At 35.5% G+C, this 18,832-nt stretch carries 18 protein-coding genes; 15 read left to right on the forward strand and 3 right to left on the reverse strand.

Annotated elements, in window-relative coordinates:
- Positions 1 to 23: 23 nt before the first annotated feature.
- The 3 genes from phaC to LOK41_RS08280 all read left to right on the forward strand — a co-directional run bounded on the left by phaC (position 24) and on the right by LOK41_RS08280 (position 3,819).
- Positions 24 to 1,109 (forward strand): class III poly(R)-hydroxyalkanoic acid synthase subunit PhaC, encoded by a 1,086-nt coding sequence (phaC, locus tag LOK41_RS08270; protein ID WP_241816045.1) that lies wholly within the window; start codon positions 24 to 26, stop codon positions 1,107 to 1,109.
- 143 nt (positions 1,110 to 1,252) lie between these two features.
- Positions 1,253 to 2,446 carry an NAD(P)/FAD-dependent oxidoreductase gene (locus LOK41_RS08275; protein WP_241816046.1) on the forward strand — a complete coding sequence of 398 codons (1,194 nt, stop codon included), beginning with the start codon at positions 1,253 to 1,255 and terminating at the stop codon, positions 2,444 to 2,446.
- Positions 2,447 to 2,469: 23 nt separating this feature from the next.
- Complete coding sequence (locus tag LOK41_RS08280) at positions 2,470 to 3,819, forward strand: TrkH family potassium uptake protein (RefSeq protein ID WP_241816047.1); 1,350 nt, start codon at positions 2,470 to 2,472, stop codon at positions 3,817 to 3,819.
- A gap of 37 nt (positions 3,820 to 3,856) precedes the next feature.
- Here LOK41_RS08280 and LOK41_RS08285 read toward each other — a convergent pair whose 3' ends face one another.
- Positions 3,857 to 4,192 (reverse strand): DUF3905 domain-containing protein, encoded by a 336-nt coding sequence (locus LOK41_RS08285; protein ID WP_241816048.1) that lies wholly within the window; start codon positions 4,190 to 4,192, stop codon positions 3,857 to 3,859.
- Between the two features lie 173 nt (positions 4,193 to 4,365).
- Between LOK41_RS08285 and LOK41_RS08290 the strand changes: the two genes are divergently transcribed.
- From LOK41_RS08290 to cbpA, 10 genes are all read left to right on the forward strand, one after another.
- Complete coding sequence (locus LOK41_RS08290) at positions 4,366 to 4,518, forward strand: hypothetical protein (protein WP_000240797.1); 153 nt, start codon at positions 4,366 to 4,368, stop codon at positions 4,516 to 4,518.
- A gap of 227 nt (positions 4,519 to 4,745) precedes the next feature.
- Positions 4,746 to 5,822: a putative 2-aminoethylphosphonate ABC transporter substrate-binding protein gene (locus LOK41_RS08295; protein WP_174099460.1), complete on the forward strand. Its 1,077-nt coding sequence runs from the start codon at positions 4,746 to 4,748 to the stop codon at positions 5,820 to 5,822.
- 15 nt (positions 5,823 to 5,837) lie between these two features.
- Positions 5,838 to 6,839 carry a putative 2-aminoethylphosphonate ABC transporter ATP-binding protein gene (locus LOK41_RS08300; RefSeq protein WP_241816049.1) on the forward strand — a complete coding sequence of 334 codons (1,002 nt, stop codon included), beginning with the start codon at positions 5,838 to 5,840 and terminating at the stop codon, positions 6,837 to 6,839.
- Entirely contained in the window at positions 6,840 to 8,597 is a 1,758-nt protein-coding gene (locus LOK41_RS08305) for a putative 2-aminoethylphosphonate ABC transporter permease subunit (protein ID WP_241816050.1), read from the forward strand.
- A 17-nt stretch (positions 8,598 to 8,614) separates the two neighbouring features.
- Positions 8,615 to 9,409, forward strand: coding sequence for a phosphonoacetaldehyde hydrolase (phnX, locus tag LOK41_RS08310; protein ID WP_241816051.1), 795 nt, complete (start codon positions 8,615 to 8,617; stop codon positions 9,407 to 9,409).
- A gap of 14 nt (positions 9,410 to 9,423) precedes the next feature.
- Entirely contained in the window at positions 9,424 to 10,521 is a 1,098-nt protein-coding gene (phnW, locus tag LOK41_RS08315) for a 2-aminoethylphosphonate--pyruvate transaminase (protein WP_241816052.1), read from the forward strand.
- Positions 10,518 to 11,702, forward strand: a complete 1,185-nt coding sequence (locus tag LOK41_RS08320) for a saccharopine dehydrogenase family protein (protein ID WP_241816053.1) — start codon at positions 10,518 to 10,520, stop codon at positions 11,700 to 11,702. Before phnW ends, LOK41_RS08320 begins: the two co-directional genes overlap by 4 nt.
- A gap of 97 nt (positions 11,703 to 11,799) precedes the next feature.
- A complete protein-coding gene (locus LOK41_RS08325) occupies positions 11,800 to 12,582 on the forward strand; it encodes a DeoR/GlpR family DNA-binding transcription regulator (RefSeq protein WP_241816054.1) in 783 nt (260 codons plus the stop codon).
- A 784-nt stretch (positions 12,583 to 13,366) separates the two neighbouring features.
- Positions 13,367 to 13,999 (forward strand): class II aldolase/adducin family protein, encoded by a 633-nt coding sequence (locus LOK41_RS08330; RefSeq protein WP_174099467.1) that lies wholly within the window; start codon positions 13,367 to 13,369, stop codon positions 13,997 to 13,999.
- Positions 14,000 to 14,119: 120 nt separating this feature from the next.
- Complete coding sequence (cbpA, locus tag LOK41_RS08335) at positions 14,120 to 14,743, forward strand: cyclic di-AMP binding protein CbpA (RefSeq protein WP_174099468.1); 624 nt, start codon at positions 14,120 to 14,122, stop codon at positions 14,741 to 14,743.
- A gap of 38 nt (positions 14,744 to 14,781) precedes the next feature.
- On the opposite strand, the gene LOK41_RS08340 is transcribed toward cbpA, so the two are convergent.
- A complete protein-coding gene (locus LOK41_RS08340) occupies positions 14,782 to 15,549 on the reverse strand; it encodes a divergent polysaccharide deacetylase family protein (protein ID WP_241816055.1) in 768 nt (255 codons plus the stop codon).
- A 575-nt stretch (positions 15,550 to 16,124) separates the two neighbouring features.
- On the opposite strand from LOK41_RS08340, the gene LOK41_RS08345 reads away from it, so the two are divergent.
- Positions 16,125 to 16,406, forward strand: a complete 282-nt coding sequence (locus LOK41_RS08345) for an aspartyl-phosphate phosphatase Spo0E family protein (protein WP_241816056.1) — start codon at positions 16,125 to 16,127, stop codon at positions 16,404 to 16,406.
- Between the two features lie 29 nt (positions 16,407 to 16,435).
- Here LOK41_RS08345 and LOK41_RS08350 read toward each other — a convergent pair whose 3' ends face one another.
- Entirely contained in the window at positions 16,436 to 17,989 is a 1,554-nt protein-coding gene (locus LOK41_RS08350) for an ATP-binding protein (protein ID WP_481748798.1), read from the reverse strand.
- Between the two features lie 175 nt (positions 17,990 to 18,164).
- On the opposite strand from LOK41_RS08350, the gene LOK41_RS08355 reads away from it, so the two are divergent.
- Positions 18,165 to 18,611 carry a MarR family winged helix-turn-helix transcriptional regulator gene (locus LOK41_RS08355; protein ID WP_241816058.1) on the forward strand — a complete coding sequence of 149 codons (447 nt, stop codon included), beginning with the start codon at positions 18,165 to 18,167 and terminating at the stop codon, positions 18,609 to 18,611.
- Positions 18,612 to 18,832 lie beyond the last annotated feature (221 nt).

Genomic DNA, 18,832 nt, shown 5'->3' on the forward strand with positions numbered 1-18,832 from the left:
TCAATCAAAAAGGAGATAGGAAAATGACTACATTCGTAACGGAATGGGAAAAGCAATTAGAACTATACCCAGAAGAATATCGAAAAGCATATCGTCGTTTTAAAAGAGCGAGTGAGGTTTTGTTGCGTGAACCAGAGCCACAAGTTGGTTTAACTCCCAAAGAGGTCATTTGGACGAAAAATAAAACGAAGCTGTATCGTTACATTCCAAAGCAGGAAAAAACACATTCGGTTCCAATTTTATTAATTTATGCGCTAATTAATAAGCCATATATTATGGATTTAACACCAGGAAATAGTTTGGTGGAATATTTAGTGGACCGTGGTTTTGATGTATATATGCTTGATTGGGGTACATTCGGGTTAGAAGATAGTCATTTGAAATTCGATGATTTTGTATTCGACTATATTGCAAAAGCAGTTAAGAAGGTCATGCGAACTGCAAAATCGGACGAGATTTCTTTACTTGGTTATTGCATGGGAGGAACGCTAACATCCATTTATGCAGCACTTCATCCACATATGCCAATTCGTAATTTGATTTTTATGACAAGTCCGTTTGATTTCTCTGAAACAGGATTATATGGCCCGTTATTAGATGAAAAGTATTTTAACTTAGATAAAGCGGTGGATACATTCGGAAATATTCCACCGGAAATGATTGATTTTGGAAATAAAATGTTAAAACCGATTACAAACTTCGTTGGTCCATATGTTGCTTTACTTGATCGCTCAGAAAATGAACGCTTTGTAGAAAGCTGGAAGCTCGTTCAAAAATGGGTTGGAGATGGTATTCCATTCCCAGGTGAATCATATCGACAATGGATTCGCGATTTTTATCAAAATAATAAATTGGTTAAAGGTGAGCTCGTAATTCGAGGCCAAAAAATAAAACTTGAAAACATTAAGGCAAATGTATTAAATATTTCTGCAAAACGTGATCATATTGCATTGCCATGCCAAGTAGAGGCGCTCTTAGATCATATTTCTAGTACAGATAAACAGTATGTGTGCTTGCCGACAGGACATATGTCAATTGTATATGGCGGAACTGCTGTAAAACAAACGTATCCTACAGTTGGAAACTGGCTTGAGGAACGCTCTAATTGAAGTAAAGCAGTGATGGCTTGAACAAATATCTTGTTTGTTCATACGAATGAAATGGAAAATCCAGCTAGTACAGACTAGCTGGATTTTTTTATGTAAAGTAACAAAAACTAAAAGGAAGGAAATTAAATTTTAGGAGCATAGTTATGAAATTAACATTAGGGAAGTTATACTGGAATGAAGAAGCTTCTATGCCTTGTTATCCACTATTAGAAAGTGATATGATATGTGATGTGTTGATTGTGGGAAGTGGTGAAACAGGTGCTCATATTGCATATTTTTTAACGTTGTTAGGAATGAAAGTTATATTGATTGATAAGCGAAAAATTGCAAATGGGAGCACGCTTGCAAATACAGGAATACTTCAAGTTGCTCATGATAAATCATTAACTTCTATGATTCATACGTTTGGAGAAGAAAAAGGGGTACGTACTTATCAGCTTTGTTATGAGGCACTACAGACATTAGAACGGGTTGTTTCAAAGTTAGATATGGACTCTTGTTTCATTCCAAAAAGCAGTTTATATTATGCGAGTCAGAATGAAGATATTTTATCCCTTCAAGAAGAGTATCGTATATTACAACGTTACGGATTTCCTGCTACGTATTTTACAGAATCTGATATTAAGAAACGATATTCATTTACAAAACCGGCGGCATTATATACAGAGGGAGATGCGGAAGTGAACCCGTATATGCTAGCACATGGTCTTATACATAAAGCAAACCAACTAGGAGCTTCTATTTTCGAAAATACAGAAGTTATGCATATTAAGTCAGTTCAAAAAGATATAGTTTCCTATATAAAAACGGGTAAGAAAATTGTCGCGAAAGCAGTGATTGTGGCTACAGGATATGAAATGCTATTTGGAAAAAAAGAAGCGAATGCAACAGTAGAAACTTCTTATGCGATCGTTACAAATGAACAAGAGCATTTTAATGGATGGCACGAACAATCATTAATTTGGGAAACGGCTCGTCCGTATTTATATTTCCGTACGTATAAGAATCGAATTATTGTAGGCGGATTGGATGAAGCTATGCAAATTCAGAAATTTGGTGATACAAAGCTATTGCATAAACGAGAAGTGCTTACTAGAATGATACAGGAGATGTTTCCAAATCTTTCAAATGTAAGAGCTGAATATTATTGGGCTGCTGCATTTGGGGGAAGTCGTGATGGACTTCCTATTTTAAAAGAAGATAGGAAAATCTCTAATTTGTACTATGCATTACCGTATGGGGGAAATGGAACTGTATATGGAATGGTATTTGCAAAACTATTTCAGCAGTTATTTACAAATAAAGAAAATGGTGATTTTTCTTTGTTTAATCGATAGAAAAAAGGTAGCGAAGTGATGGAATGAGAGATATAAAGAAATTTTTACAAAAACTACGTCCGGTGCAGCTTATTGTTTTATTCTATTTTATAGCAGTAATTGTTTCGGTCATTTTATTAAGTTTTCCATTTTTCATTAAACCGGGTGTAAAGTGGACGTTTATAGATGCGTTATTTACATCTGTTAGTGCTGTAAGTGTTACAGGACTTTCCGTCGTTTCTATTCCAGATACATTTAATACAGCAGGTATTATTGTTTTAGCGCTTGTATTACAATTAGGTGGTTTAGGAATTATGGCACTTGGTACATTTGTTTGGATGTTAACAGGGAAAAAAATTGGTCTGCAGCGAAGAAGATTAATTATGGCAGACCATAACCAAGGAAATTTGTCAGGTCTCGTTGAGCTCATGCGATCTATTTTAATTTTGATTGTTTCAATAGAAGCAGTTGGAGCCCTTCTCTTGGGAACAAGGTTTTTACTCTATTTTCCAACTTGGCAGGAAGCGTATTTTCACGGTTTTTTTGCCGCTGTTAGTGCGACGACGAATGGTGGGTTTGATTTAACAGGTCAGTCGCTTATTCCATATAAAAACGATTATATTGTACAAATTATTCATATGCTACTTATTATTTTAGGAGCAATCGGATTTCCGGTATTAATGGAGATAAAGCAGTACTTGAGTAAGAGAAAACATCAATTATTTCGTTTTTCACTATTTACAAAACTAACGACAACGACATTTTTCTCACTTGTTATTGTTGGAACAATCGTTATTTTTTTACTGGAGCGAAATCAATTTTTAGTAGGGAAAACTTGGCATGAAACGGTGTTCTATACACTGTTCCAATCCGTTACAACGAGAAGTGGCGGATTAGCGACAATGGATATACGGGAGTTGTCACAGCCGACGCTTTTATTTATGAGTGTTTTAATGTTTATTGGTGCTTCACCAAGTTCAGTTGGAGGAGGGATACGTACGACGACGTTTGCTGTAAACATCCTTTCTTTATATACGTTTGCAAAAGGTGGTAGAACGGTACGTGTCTTTAAACGCCAATTACATGAAGAAGATATTTTAAAAGCATCTGTTGTGATGACGATGGGGATTTTATTATGTGCTTCGGCGCTATTTATTTTGTCAATGACTGAAGACGTACCATTAATGAGTTTAATTGTTGAAGTATGTTCTGCATTTGGAACGACTGGACTATCGACAGGCATCACTTCTGATTTAACCACTATTGGAAAGCTTGTATTAATTATTCTTATGTTTATTGGGCGTGTTGGTATCTTAACATTTATTTTGGCTAGTGGTGGAAGAGAACAACCACCTCGCTATAAATATCCGAAAGAGAGAATTATCATTGGATAAAGTGAAACCATTCTACCTGTGAAGGTAGAATGGTTTTTTAATCGTTAATACCAAATTGAGGGTGCATAAATGAATCTTCAGCTCTATCTGCTTTGTTTTGTAACACTTCTTGATTTTCTTCTGAAATCCATCCGATATCATTTGTTGGGTGAATCCATTCCTTGCCAGCCATGATAGCTGGATCAACTTCATCACTCCAATTGTTAAGTGGGCTATTTTTTGAATTGTATTTACTATCTCCAATTACAACATCATATTGATTGATAAAAGGTTGTTGCATTTGTTTTCCTGTACCTTTAAAGGAAGGAAAGTTCATCTGATGCGGAAGTGTCTCATCTAAAATGGGTGAATCAATTTGTTGTTTTTTTTTCAAAATAATCGTTCCTTCTTTATTGTAGTAGGAAATGTAAATTCCTTGTTCATATATAATGTTTCCCTATATATGTTACTTTGTACTTGTTAACACTTCCCATCAATAATTTTCGAATGTTTCCCCAAACTAATATAGAAAGTGATATGTCATTACAGTGAGGGAAGGTATTGTAAATGGTAAAACGAAAAGTAAAGCAACATGCGGCAATGAATCATAATAAAACTCCAAAAGAAAGTCTGCCAGATGCGGAATTTGCGGTAGAGTATGAAAATGAAAATCCAGCGAAATATGCAAATCGTAATTCAAAAAAGGGTAAGCAAAAATGAGGCGTTTTTACAAACGCCTCATTTTTTTGTGGGATTTTTAATCTTTTTTTAATTATTTGTAAATTTTCTGTTTTTTAGTGGGAGAAAAACATGTAAAAACATTGAAGTAACAACGTATTACACAAAAACAAACAACAAACAAAAGATTAATGTTGGTTTAATACTGCTTTTACACTTGGCGTTTATATTGGAGTTGTACATAAGAAAAATAAAAGGAGAGAGAAACAGTGAAAAAAACATTCTTTAAAGCTGTAGCAACCGGGGTAGTATTTTCTTTATTAATGGGATGTGGTGCTAAGAAAGAAGAAACTGCGGGGGCAGAAGCGAAAGGTGACAAATTGTCCGGATCATTAACAGTTTACACAGCGATTGAAGAAGAACTTGTCCCTATTTATCTTGATTCCTTTAAAAAGAAATATCCAGATGTGAAATTAAATATCGTTCGTGATTCAACCGGGGTTATTACAGCGAAATTGTTAGCGGAAGGAAAAAATACACAGGCAGATGTTGTATGGGGAACAGCAGCTTCTAGTCTTCTAGCTCTAGAAAAGAAAGAAATGTTAAAAGAATATTCTCCAAAAGGTGTAGATCGTGTACTTCCGCAATTTAAAGATGATAAAAAGCCAGAGAAATGGGTTGGAAATACGGCGTTTATGACAGGGATTGCTGTTAATAAAGAAGAGCTCAAAAAGAAAAACTTACCGATGCCAACATCATATGAAGACTTAACAAAACCAGAATATAAAGGAACGGTTGTTATGCCGCATCCAGCTTCATCTGGAACAGGGTTTTTAACGGTATCTGCATGGCTACAAATTATGGGTGAAGATAAAGGTTGGGATTATATGAAGAAACTTCATGACAATATTGCAACTTACACGCATTCAGGGTCAAAACCAGCAAAATTAGCAGGTGCCGGTGAATACCCAGTCGGAGTGTCTATGATTTATAGCGGTTTAAAAGAAAAACAAAAAGGCGCACCAATTGAAGTGGCTCTTCCAAAAGAAGGATTGGGCTGGGAAGTAGAAGCCAATGCATTAATTAAGAAAGATAATGCGAAAAACGATAAGATTGCGAAAGCGTTTTTAGATTGGGCAATTACAGATGATGTGATGAAGTTATATTTTGAGAAAAATGGATTTGCAACGATTAAAAATGATTATAAACTGCCAGATGGTTTCCCGAAAGATGTAACAGACAAGTTATATAAAAATAATGATTTCAAATGGGCAGCTGAAAATCGCGATAAAATTTTAGAACGTTGGGAAAAAGAGTTTGGTCAAAAAGCAGAACCGAAAAAGTAAGTGGGAGAGAGAAAAATGAGCGAATATTTATCAATTCAACATATTCAAAAACAGTTTGATGCGTTTACAGCGTTAAAAGATATTTCTTTTACAGTACAAAAAAATGAGTTTGTTTGTTTACTTGGGCCAAGTGGCTGTGGTAAAACGACGTTACTTCGTATTTTGGCCGGTTTAGAAGAGCCGACAGCAGGGAGTATAGCTGTTAATGGTAAAGATATTACAGCATTGCCACCTGGAAAGCGAAATTTAGGGATGGTGTTTCAATCATATGCGTTATTTCCAAATTTAACAGCACTTGAAAATATTGAATATGGATTGAAAACGAAGCGGTATTCCAAAGCGGAAGTAAAAGAGAAAGCGATAGAAGCATTAGAGCTTGTTGATTTGTTGAATGTGAAAGATAAATATCCTGCTCAAATGTCTGGGGGACAACAGCAGCGAGTTGCACTTGCGCGTGCGCTCGCGCTGTCTCCTGATATTTTATTGCTGGATGAGCCACTTTCGGCACTTGATGCAAAAGTGCGTGAGAAATTACGTAGAGAGATGCGTGAGTTACAAGAAAAAGTAGGAGTTACAACCATTATGGTGACGCATGATCAAGAAGAGGCATTAACGATGGCTGATAAAATTGTTGTTATGAATCATGCGGAGATTATGCAGATTGGAACACCAGAGGAGATTTATCAAAAGCCAGCGAATCCGTTTGTTGCAGATTTTATTGGTTCTATTAATTTCTTTTCGGAGAATGACAGGAAACAAGCAATTCGTCCAGAGCATGTTGTCATTGTGCAAAATGATGGGATTAAAACAGTTGTAGAAAATATGGAGTTTCGTGGCTCTGTATACCGAACGGAAGTACGTGTAGTAGACGAGAAGACACATCTTTATAATGAGCGAATTGTTGTGGATGTATTAGCATCAGTGGCAGAGCAAAATTGTATTCGAAAAGGAAAACCACTTCAAATTTCATTTTCAGAAAATCATATGCTGTCATATGGAAAGAAGGTCATTGTATAGATGGAAATGTTAGAAAACTATAAAACAGAAGCTTCTAGAAAAACAGTCAAGAGAAGTATCGGGAAAGAAGAGTGGATACAAAGGTTGTTAGTTGTTAGTATGCTTCTTGCATTTCTTGTCATGCTTGTATTGCCACTACTACAACTGTTTACACAAGCTTTTTACGATAAAGACGGTGTTTTCATTGGCATTGCAAACTTTAGCAAATATTTTACAACACCAACTCTTGTTCAATCGTTGCAAAATACGGTATGGGTTTCAGGACTTACGACCATTATCTCAGTTACATTAGCATTTGTGTATGCATATGCAATTGCGCGTACGAATGTTTTTGGTAAGCGTCTGTTTCAGTACATCGCCCTATTGCCGTTATTTGCGCCAACGATGATGCACGGGATTGCGCTTACATATTTATTTGGTAACCAAGGGTTAGTAACAAAAGGGCTGTTTGGTTTATTTGAAGGACTGCACATTCCATTATACGGACCTGTTGGAATTACAATTGCTGAGGTTATTTATACCTTTCCACAAGCATTTCTTATTTTGTTAATTGCTTTTCAAGGTTCAGATTATCGTTTATATGAGGCGTCAAACATGCTAGGGGCAGGAAAAGTAAAACAATTTTTCACTGTTACATTACCGAGTGTGAAATATGGACTAATTAGCGCAATGTTTGTCGTTTTTACACTTAGTTTTACTGATTTTGGGGCGCCAAAAATCGTAGGCGGTCAATATAATGTGCTTGCAACGGATGTATACAAACAAGTAATTGGCCAACAAAATATGCCAATGGGGGCGACGATCGGAATGATTTTGTTAATCCCAGCTATATTCGCATTTGCAGTAGACCGAATTACTCAAAGAAAACAAGCGAATTTTTTATCTTCAAAAGCAGTTCCATATCGAATTCCTACTAATAAAAAAAGAGATACGATTTCGTTCATATATTGCACTATCATTACACTTATGATCATTCTTTTATTTGTTGCAGTTGGTGTTGCAGCAAGTGTAAAAGTATGGCCGTATAATATGACATTTACACTTGAACACTTCAACTTCTCAAGTTTAACAGGAGATGGAATTGAAGCTTTTAAAAATAGTGTCATTGTTTCAGCGATTACAGCGGTTATTGGAGCAATTCTAACATTTGCGTTTGCATATGCGATTGAAAAAATTCAGCAGTTAGCATTCTTTAGAAAAGTGGGATATTTTTTCTCGATTGTACCGCTCGCTATTCCTGGATTAGTACTAGGACTAGGATATGTCTTTTTCTTTAGTCAACCGACCATTCAATTTTTGGGATGGGAAGTAACAAATCCGTTTCATCCTTTGTATGGCACGATCGCGGTTCTTGTGCTTGTGAATATCATTCACTTCTATTCTGTAACCTTTGTTACAGCAACAACTGCGCTAAAGAAACTAGATCGAGAGTTTGAGCTTGTTTCACAATCGATGGGAATCCCGTTTTATAAAACATTCTTTCGGGTAACGGTACCGATGTGCTTACCAGCAATTTTAGAAATGGTGATGTACTATTTTGTGAATTCAATGGTAACTGTATCGGCGGTCGTTTTCTTATATGCAGCTGATTTTAAATTGGCAGCAGTTTCAATTGTGAATATGGATGACGCCGGAAACGTTGCACCTGCAGCAGCAATGAGTGTACTTATTGTTGTAACGAATATTGTAGTTAGAGCCCTATATGAATGGGGAACGAAAGCGATTCGAAATCGAACATCATTATGGCAAAAAAGATAAGAAGGGTGATGGATAGAATGAAAATTGAAGCGGTTATTTTTGATTGGGCTGGTACGACAGTTGATTATGGATGTTTTGCACCATTAGAAGTGTTTATGGAAATCTTTCATAAACGAGGTGTTGTCATCACAGCCGAAGAAGCACGTAAGCCAATAGGATTACTGAAAATTGATCATGTTCGCGCATTAACAGAAATGCCTCGTATTAGAGAAGAATGGAAGCGAGTTTTTGGACAACTACCAACAGAGGCAGATATACAGGAAATGTATGAAGAGTTTGAAGAAATTCTCTTTTCTATCTTACCGCGATATGCAACACCGATTCCTGGGGTGAAAGAGGTGGTTGCACATGTACGTAACCGAGGTATTAAAATTGGTTCCACAACAGGTTATACGAGAGAAATGATGGATATTGTTGCAAAAGAAGCAAAAGAGCAAGGGTATGAGCCAGATTTTCTTGTCACACCAGATGATGTTCCGGCTGGTCGACCACATCCATGGATGTGTTATAAAAATGCAATGCATCTAGGTGTATATCCGATGAACCATATGTTAAAGGTTGGAGACACAGTTTCGGATATGAAAGAAGGGAAAAATGCGGGGATGTGGACTGTCGGTGTCATCCTTGGTAGTAGTGAGCTTGGTTTAACAGAAGAGGAAGTTGAAAATATGGATCCAGTAGAACTTCAGGGGGAAATGGAAGTGGTTCGTAAGCGTTTTGTAGAGAATGGGGTTCATTTTACGATTGAAACAATGCAAGAATTACTAAAAGTAATTGAAATTATCGAAAAAGAAGAACTTATTATTTCATAAAAGGGGTATGAGTCATGAATAACAATCATTATTTACTATTAACGCCTGGTCCATTAACGACAACAAAAACTGTAAAAGAAGTTATGCTATATGATTGGTGTACATGGGACACTGAATATAACACAATGGTACAAGAAGTGCGAAGCCACCTTGTAGCATTAGCAACAAAGGACGAGGAACGTTATACAACAGTTTTCATGCAAGGGAGCGGTACTTTTTCTGTTGAATCAGTGATCGGCTCGGTTATTTCGAAAGAGGGGAAACTGCTTGTTTGTACAAATGGTGCGTACGGAAAGCGAATTGTACAAATGGCAGAGATGTTACATATTGATGTTGTTGTGAGCCAAACAGAAGAATGGGAGCCTACAAATCTCGTAGAAGTAGAAGAATTATTGCAAAAAGATCCAACAATTACACATGTTGTTGTCGTACACTGTGAAACAACGACAGGGATTATAAATCCAATTGCAGATGTATGTAAATTAGGGAAACAGTATGGAAAAGTTACAATTGTTGATGCAATGAGTAGCTTTGGTGGCATTGAAATGGACGTTTCAGATTTGCAAATTGATTTTATGATTAGTAGTGCCAATAAATGTATTCAAGGTGTTCCAGGTTTTGGGTTTGTGATTGCAAGGCGTGATGAATTAGAAAAATGTAAAGGACAAGCTCGTTCGTTATCATTAGACCTTTATGATCAATGGGAGACGATGGAAGTGCAAAATGGAAAGTGGCGCTTTACGTCACCAACGCATATTGTACGTGCCTTTTACCAAGCGTTGCTTGAACTAGAAGAAGAGGGCGGGGTTCAAGCTCGAAATGCTCGCTATCGTAATAACCAACAAGTATTAGTAAAGAGAATGAAAGAAGTTGGTTTTCAGTCGTTAGTAGATGAAAAATATCAATCTCCTATTATTACATCTTTTATTTACCCGGAAGAAAGTTTTCAATTTAATAGATTGTATAATGAGCTCAAACAGCACGGTTTTGTGATTTATCCAGGGAAAATTTCGAAAGTGGATACGTTCCGAATTGGAAATATTGGAGATGTGCACGAAGATGATATTCACCGATTAGTAGATATTATTGCAAAAGGAGCTGTTATAGGATGAAAGTATTTTGTTTAGGCGGAGCCGGGAAAATTTGTCGCGAAGCAATTTTAGATTTAGTTCAATTTTCATCTTTTGAAACGATTACGGTTGCAGATTTTAATGAAGAAGAAGGCCGAAAAGTAGTAGAGTGGTTAGATGATCCACGTGTTGATTTTGTGCGAGTAGACGTTACAAATCATGAAGATACCGTAGCAAAAATGAAAGGTTATGACATTGTCATGGATGGTACAACGATTAAGCTAAATGGATTATCTACGCGTTGTATTGCGGAGGCTGGGTGCCATGGTGTGAATTTAAATGGATTTGGCGAGGAAAATGAGTCGCATGATGTATTTGTTCAAAATGGAAAAACTTGTTTGCCGGGATTTGGTATGACGCCAGGTGTGACACAAATGATGGCGATGTATGCAGCGAATCAGTTAGATTCAGTAGAGTCAGTACGAGTAAGTCATGGATCCTATCGTCCGATTGCATTCTCAGCTTCGATTACAGAAACAACAACGTATGAATATGATCCGAAATTGCCGACGCGCACAGTATTTGAAAACGGTGAATTCAAACAAGTACCTCCGTTTGCACGCCCAAGGGAAATTGAATTACCTGAACCATATGGTAAAGCGGTTCAGTATATTATCCCTCACTCCGAAACAATCACGCTAGCTAAAGCGTTAAAAAATAAAGGAGTACAGCTTATTGAAACACGCGGAACTTGGCCGCAGCAAAATATGAAGCTTGTTCGTGCTCTATACGATTACGGTATATTACGTAACGATACAATTGAAGTGAATGGTAAAGGGATTGGTATTATGGATTGTATTTCAAACTATTTGCTGCAATCGAAAGAAGGACAAGAAACAGCGGTATACGGATATGCACTTCATGTTGAAGTGATTGGGGAAAAAAATGGTCAAAAAGTGCAGCATGTTTTATATCATACGCATCCTACTTCAGACGGATCTGTCGAAGAATGGGAGAACCTGCGAGCTTATACAAGAAATGTAGGAATTCCATTTGGAATTGCAACGGAGCTAATTGCAAAAGGGGAAGTGAAAGAAAGCGGTGTTGTAACGCCTGAAGAAGCTTTTCAAAATCCAAAAATCATTTTTGATGAGTTAGAAAAACGAGGCATTCATATCCATGAAGAAGTGTGTGTCTTAGAAGAAAACTATGATTTTGTATAAGCAAAACTTTTATTAACCTATCCCCATATAAATCCCATCTCAAAATCTTGAGATGGGATTAGGTTGCCTATATAAGCGAGATAAATGAGGTGAAGTAATGTCTGTTGTTGGAGAAGAGAGAAAGCGTAATATTCTTGAAAAAGTAGAATTTAAAGGCAAAGTGAAAGTCTCAGAGCTTGCGAGGGAATTTTCAGTATCAACAGAAACCATTCGCAGATACTTAGAAGAGCTTGACCGGGAAAAGAAGTTGAAGAAAGTATATGGGGGAGCCGTTCAGCTTCCGGGAGCTGGCATAGAGCCACCTATGTTAGAGAGAGAAATGCTATATATTGAAGAAAAAAAAAGAATCGGCTATAAAGCAGCAACTTTTGTAGAAGATGGAGATGTAATTGTTATCGATGATGGAAGCACACCACTCCAAATGGTCCCTTATCTCGTACATCGAAAAAACTTAACTGTCGTGACGAGTTCATTTCCTGTTGCCACCCAATTGATTTCTTCTATAAATAAAAAAATGTTTGATGGTGAAGTATTGTTTATTGGAGGAAAGGTGTCTCCTAAGCACTGTCGTGTCTCAGGATCTATTTCACAGCAAGTCATTCGTCAATTTCATTTTCATAAGGCGTTTATTTCAATTGATGGATTGTTACCGAGTTTTGGAATTTCAAGTTTTGAATTGGAAAAAGCTAAGTTATCAGAAGCGATGATTCAGTTAGCGGAAAAAACATTTGTTTTATGCGATCATACAAAGCTTGGGCTAAAAGGAAATTATCGAATTGCCGATTTGTCTAATATTGAGCACGTTATTTGTGATAAAAAAATGCCGCATAGTTTTGAAGAATTCATTACAAAAAATAATATTCGCTGGACGATTAGTTAAATATATGTTTCTTGTCCTAGTGAAAAACTGATATAAAACCATTTCTTTTAGGTGGAAGAGAGGATCCGCTCATGGCTAGAAACGGTCAGTGCTTTTTTTAGCCCCACCCCATGTGAAAACAGAAGAAGAAAATGAGCGGAAATCTTTTTTTGTTTTCATAACCGCGATTTATATGTTGGAAAATCTAAATGAAGATATGGTGATGAATAATCGATATCCACCCTTCTTTTTAGTTGAGAGAGAATCCGACCATGCATAGAATCGGTCAGATCTTTTTTTATCCTATGTCAGGTGAAAACAAGTAGAGGTCACCTTTTCTGCTTCATAGTAGCGATTGATATGCTGAATAATCAAAATGAATGTATATGGTGATGCGAGAGGGTTTAAAAAGTTTTGTATCGGTGCAAAAAAAGTGGACACATTTTTCGGTTTCTTTCATATAATTTACCAATAGAAAAAAAGTTGCCTGGAGGAAAGAAGGGGAAGAAGTGTCGGAACGCTTATATAATAAATTTATATTGTATGCGAATATATTACAAAAGCTCGGCATTATTAATGAACGAGAAAAGAGTGAAATGCTTCAAATGATGAACAAAAAGGCTCTGTGAAAGAGTCTTTTTGCCATGTAACATTTGCCTAAATTTCAAGTGGATGCAGAAATCGTATTGACAAAAAGGGATTCTCATGTGATAATTCAATTAAATTTTTAGAATAATCAAAAAAATATTTCTTTTACATAGAAATGGTGAAATCATTATAGTGATATTCTCATGGGGGTGACGAAATGTTATTTTTTTTAAAGAAATGGCAAGAGTTGAGAGATATAAAGATGGAATTAGCTCTTCGTGATTGGTTTTATGGTACAAAAATTAGTCTATCTATGCGTACATCGCAAGAACCATTAACATTTTTAGTAAATATTGAAGGAAGAGACAAAGGGCTATTTGCAGAAGAGGATTTTATTGTAGTAAATAGTATGTGTGAGCCTGTATTTGAAAATGATGAAAAACCTGCATCTGAGTCGTTTATGCATGCTGATATTTATAAAAAAGGAAACGCAGATTGTATTTTACAAGTTCAAACTGTAGATAGTCATTTAATGTCAGAGTTATATGGAAAAGAAGGGAAAGTTACATTTGAAAAACGTACTGTAGAGCGTGTTTTTGGAAATGAAGGTATTACAGAGATTACAATTCCAATTGTAGAAAATGAAAAGAAGTTTGCTGATTTATTAGAGAACCATGTTCCTAATTTTATAGAAGGTGGCGGAGCTGTACTTGTTCATAATTATGGAATGCTTGTATGGGGAAGGACGCCGGAAGAGACGAAAAAATGGTTAGAAGGGTTAGAGTATTTAATGAATTATCATGTGAAATTATTGATGATTAAAGGGACTAAGAGTTCTTCAGTTATATAGAATCATGCATTACGTGCAAACCAATAAATGAAAGCGTTTTAAAAAAGTGATTTCACTCATAAAATATGGGTCTCCTTATTATATATAGATTACATGTCGTCATGTGAGGAGGAACGTATTTTGCGAGTTAAATATCATTTTCTGCCGAAACAACAGGTAACATTTTGTAAGGGTAATGATTCGGGGGAACAGGCGTTAAAAATGATGAATGAGAAGGGATATAGAGCGATTCCTGTGCTTGCAGAAGATGAGAAGAAATTTAAAGGAATCATTTATAAAGTAGATATTTTAGAACGGAAATGTAATGAGGGATTAGACGATATATATGTAAAAGATATTGTGGAAAATAAATCTGCATTTATTTTTGAAAAGGATTCATTTTTTCGAGCTTTTTATGTAATTAGGCGTCTTCCATTTTTAGCTGTACTGAATGAGTATAATGAATTTGTTGGGATTTTAACACATTCTAATATATTTGATGTCATTGAAGATTCGTTTGGGATGCAAACAGGTGGCTATATAATAACGATTGCAACGCAAGATTGTAAGGGAACAATTAAGGAGTTAGGAACGTTGCTTAAGTCTTATCATATTGGTGGATTATTTACACTAGACAATGGTGATCGATATATGCGTCGTGTTATTGTAAATCTTACAGATGAATTAGATGAAAAAGCATTAGAAACCTTAATTGCAAAAATCGAGAAAAAAGGATTTCGCGTTAGTCATGTAGATTATATATAAGGACAGTATAGAAATAGAGAACAGCATATAGCTGCTCTCTATTTTTGTTTGGAAACAGGTGGTGGCGAGAGAACAAGATCGGATAAAAAAATAAAATCTGCATGTTCACGTACTTTAGGAATGTTGGACTCAATAACACGAGCAGTAATTTCCCCAGGAGGGCCGACATGACCAATTGCTACTACGACAGGTTTTTCTTTAATTCTTTGCAAGAGTACCTGTGCTTGCTTTGTAATATGAGATGGTGTATAAACATCGTCAAAGAATAATTGATTTTCTACAATAGGAACGCCTAATTCTTTTCCGATTTTCGGTACTACACTATTAGGATTTGTTTTACTATCTAAATAAAATAGCCCGTGTTTTTTACATACCGATAGTATGATGCGCATAATTCTTTCATCAGCTGTTACTTTAGAGCCCATATGATTGTTCATTCCAATTGCATGTGGGACTTCTTGGATCGCTTGTTCAATTCGATTTTTAATTTCATGATCATTTAAATCAGTCGTAATGGCTTTAGGGCCAAGCCATTCTTTCTTTCCTTTAATAGGCTCCATTGGCATATGAATAATGACTTCATGGCCTTTTTCATGCGCAGCTATAGCGTCTTGTTTTGTCGATGGAAGAAAGGGCATAACGGCTACAGTAAGTGGAATGGGAAGGGATAGCATCCTCTCTGTTCCCTTCATATTATTTCCAAAGTCATCGATTACAATGGCGACTTTATTTGTATGAGCATACGTTTGAAGAGGGAAAATGCCAATAAATAATGCAATGAAAAAAATAACGATATGTTTCCGCATATAAGAAGTTCCTTTCTGATTGAATAATGGGCTATAAATGACGCCCATTAAAGTTCTGGTTAGTGAACCAAATTAGATATGTAACCCATGTGCGTTAACAGAAAAAGCCTTCACCAATCGGGATTTTACGGGCAGGTGATCCCTACTTATCTTCCTCATTTCTCTCTGAATCTTGAGGTGGTGGCCTTACTGCCCCTTCATGCGGGATAAAATAGGGTACACTACTTTATTTGTGAAGATGGAAATGCAAATCTGTAATTATGATTTGCGTTTTTCACATAAATTAAACGAGAAAAATGTCGAAGTAATGTAAATAAAAAATTTAAAAAGTGGAGTTTATTTGTCGTTTACAAAAAATAACATAAAAAAAATGTCTATTATTGCGAATGTATTTACAAAGATAGAATAATTTGTAATAATTCTCAAAGTGAGGATAAAGATTTGTAAATTACAGGAGGAAAATGTTAAAAATTCTGAGTATTCCAATTCAAGTGGAGTATACTATACATGTACAGTTTGAATGTATAGGGTGAAAATGAAGGAAAGAGTATGGAAGAATAATGAGGGGGATATGGATGTTTACAGCAAAACGGAGGTACACAATGGAAAAGCTTTCGCGTGATATTCATATGAAACGTGAAGAAATGATTCATTTAGGTTTAACAAATGGATTAAACAGTGCAGAAACAATTCAAGTGAGTCAAGAGTTGGACAAGCTTATTTTACAGTATCAACGTTATAAAGAACAACAAACACCAAGATGGTTCACATTTATGAAGATACCTTTTTTTCAAATAGCATATGAAGGGAAATCAAGTGCTTTTTGGAAAATGTTTGTGACTGCTTTTATGAAATAAACATAATTACCCTCCGTAGAGAAGGATAATTATGCGTGATCTAATGGAAGTTTTATATGGACAGTGGTTCCTGTATTCTCTTTACTATCAATCACAATTTGTCCATCATACATTTCTATAATTCGTTTGCATATGACAAGGCCAAGACCTGTTCCGGTATCTTTATTGGTAAAGAACGGATGAAAGAGGTGTTTTTGAATATGCATTGGAATACCTTTTCCTGTGTCAACAATGTGTAATTGCGCGTGTTCTTTGTTACTGGTTACCTGAATTGTTAATGTATCACCAGATGACATAGCTTCAATTGCGTTTTTTGTAATATTTAAAACCACTTGTTTCATATGATCTTTTGAACACCGGATATGAACAGGATGGTCTGGTAACTGCAAGGTAAATATAATATTATACAAATGTGCTTCCGATTGAATAATTATTGCTACCTCTTTAATAATATCTCTTACATCATACCTTTTTTCAATAATCGCTGTTGGTTTTCCGAGAATAAGGAATTCGCTAACGATTTCATTAATACGCTCTATTTCTTGTTCAATAACAGAAAAATAAAATTGGTCTTGCTCTTGTGTATGTTTTTCTTTTAACAGTGTTACGAGACCTTTAATTCCGGTAAGTGGATTCCGGATTTCGTGAGCTGTACTAGCTGCAAAAGTACCAACTAATTCGATTTTTTGTATTTCATTTTGTTGTCTCTCCAATTTTGTTTGTCGTTTCAGTAAAACATATTGAACAAGTAGAAATAAAATCGTCATTAAAAATAAAGTAACGAGACATTCTACCAGAACTGTTTGGTATAAAGTTGTTTTATGAATAGGTAATGGAGAAACGGAAACTTGCCAGTTTAATTTTTGTAATGGAGTAGAAATTTTGTTTGTATGTTGCCCAATCGGTTCTTTATTATCATCTGTTAAAAAGACTACATCATGCTGATCTGTTACTTCAAAGTGATATTGGGGTTTAATAGCATTTAGAGCAGATGATATATAATCAAAGCGTAAACTGGCCAACAATAAGCCAGAAATTTGTTTGTTTTTTGTAAAAATGGGTGTGGCAATCATAATGGCTTGGTGCCCAAGAACTCGATCTATAATGACAGATGATACAGTTGTTTTTTTTGATTTAAAGGCTTCTACTATATAGTCCCGATCTGAAACATGAACTGGCGATGTTAAGCCTTGTGATGATATAGTGATTAAACCATTTTTATTTGTATAATACAATCCGGAAAAATGCTCACTTTTTTCATCGGTATCGTGTAATATTTGTTGAATTCTGTTTGTATTTTCTGTTTCTGTATTTACCACCATAGCAAGCATTTCTAAAGCGGAAATAGCTTCACCGATATGATGATCTAAATAGTCTCTATATAAAAATAAAACAGTGTGAGCAGCTAGTTTGTTTTCCTTTTGCATCTGGTATGTATGATAGGAATAGAAAAGTGCACCGATTCCTAACGTTGGTAATATAGCAAGCAATATATATAAAGTTACGCTCCGTAATTTCCCGTTCAAGGTTGCTACTCCTTCTTTTTTATTATCATTATATATAAACTGTGTTAAAATTGTCATGCTTTTATTTAATATGTAATTGTTAGTATATTTTTAGTATGAGGAAAGAGTAAAACTGAGAAGTGATTGAGCAATCACTCGGAGACACAGGTGAACCATTAGCGGTTATGAATAACCTTTTTATTCGGTAGGTTGTCTCGAATCCTTGTGAATTTAAGTGAAGGGTTGAAATCTTATGAAATTGAATGATGAACGAGAAGGTATTTCTCAATCTTTAAAAGTTTTTATTGCACTATCGCGTGTGCACCGCTTTGTTATGGATGCTACAAATAAATCAATACAAAGTAACGGGCTGAATCCGACTGAGTTTGCTGTGTTAGAATTGCTATATCATAAAGGCGGTCAGCCACTTCAACAAATTGGAGAGCGTATTTTAATTGCAAGTGGAAGTATTACGTATGTTATTGATAAGTTAGAAAAAAAGGGGCTTGTAAAACGAATTCCATGCCCAAATGATCGTCGTGTTATATATGCACAGTTAACAGAAGAAGGAGAGACCTTCATCGCTACTATTTTTCCAAATCATGAAAAAATTATACATGATTCCTTTGAAATGTTAACAAAAGAGGAGAAAAATGAACTGTTATCTTTACTTAAAAAAGTCGGAAAGTATGAAAAATGATATATACATAAATATAAATTGAAAAACATTGCTTTTTTTGATGAGAGATAGGGTCCGGCAATGATATGTTAAAAAATCAAAATGAATTTATATAACATGTGTAAAAAGCTTTCGATGTAAAATAATCAAAGGCTTTTTTGTTTATCCTGCTATTTGCGGGAGTGACACCCTTACTCGAAAATTCATTGAAAGAAGGAAATATAGGTAAAGGAATGGTATAG

Source organism: Bacillus sp. TL12 (genome assembly GCF_022625245.1).
Lineage (GTDB): Bacteria > Bacillota > Bacilli > Bacillales > Bacillaceae_G > Bacillus_A.

Bases quoted from the DNA above. Each gene is read 5' to 3' on its own strand.
- LOK41_RS08350 (WP_481748798.1), bottom strand. From the start codon at position 17,989: ATGACAATTTTAACACAGTTTATATATAATGATAATAAAAAAGAAGGA.
- LOK41_RS08320 (WP_241816053.1), top strand. From the start codon at position 10,518: ATGAAAGTATTTTGTTTAGGCGGAGCCGGGAAAATTTGTCGCGAAGCA.
- LOK41_RS08280 (WP_241816047.1), top strand. From the start codon at position 2,470: ATGAGAGATATAAAGAAATTTTTACAAAAACTACGTCCGGTGCAGCTT.
- LOK41_RS08325 (WP_241816054.1), top strand. From the start codon at position 11,800: ATGTCTGTTGTTGGAGAAGAGAGAAAGCGTAATATTCTTGAAAAAGTA.
- LOK41_RS08305 (WP_241816050.1), top strand. From the start codon at position 6,840: ATGGAAATGTTAGAAAACTATAAAACAGAAGCTTCTAGAAAAACAGTC.
- phnX (WP_241816051.1), top strand. From the start codon at position 8,615: ATGAAAATTGAAGCGGTTATTTTTGATTGGGCTGGTACGACAGTTGAT.
- LOK41_RS08345 (WP_241816056.1), top strand. From the start codon at position 16,125: ATGTTTACAGCAAAACGGAGGTACACAATGGAAAAGCTTTCGCGTGAT.
- LOK41_RS08330 (WP_174099467.1), top strand. From the start codon at position 13,367: ATGTTATTTTTTTTAAAGAAATGGCAAGAGTTGAGAGATATAAAGATG.
- phaC (WP_241816045.1), top strand. From the start codon at position 24: ATGACTACATTCGTAACGGAATGGGAAAAGCAATTAGAACTATACCCA.
- LOK41_RS08300 (WP_241816049.1), top strand. From the start codon at position 5,838: ATGAGCGAATATTTATCAATTCAACATATTCAAAAACAGTTTGATGCG.
- phnW (WP_241816052.1), top strand. From the start codon at position 9,424: ATGAATAACAATCATTATTTACTATTAACGCCTGGTCCATTAACGACA.
- LOK41_RS08275 (WP_241816046.1), top strand. From the start codon at position 1,253: ATGAAATTAACATTAGGGAAGTTATACTGGAATGAAGAAGCTTCTATG.
- LOK41_RS08290 (WP_000240797.1), top strand. From the start codon at position 4,366: ATGGTAAAACGAAAAGTAAAGCAACATGCGGCAATGAATCATAATAAA.
- LOK41_RS08340 (WP_241816055.1), bottom strand. From the start codon at position 15,549: ATGCGGAAACATATCGTTATTTTTTTCATTGCATTATTTATTGGCATT.
- LOK41_RS08355 (WP_241816058.1), top strand. From the start codon at position 18,165: ATGAAATTGAATGATGAACGAGAAGGTATTTCTCAATCTTTAAAAGTT.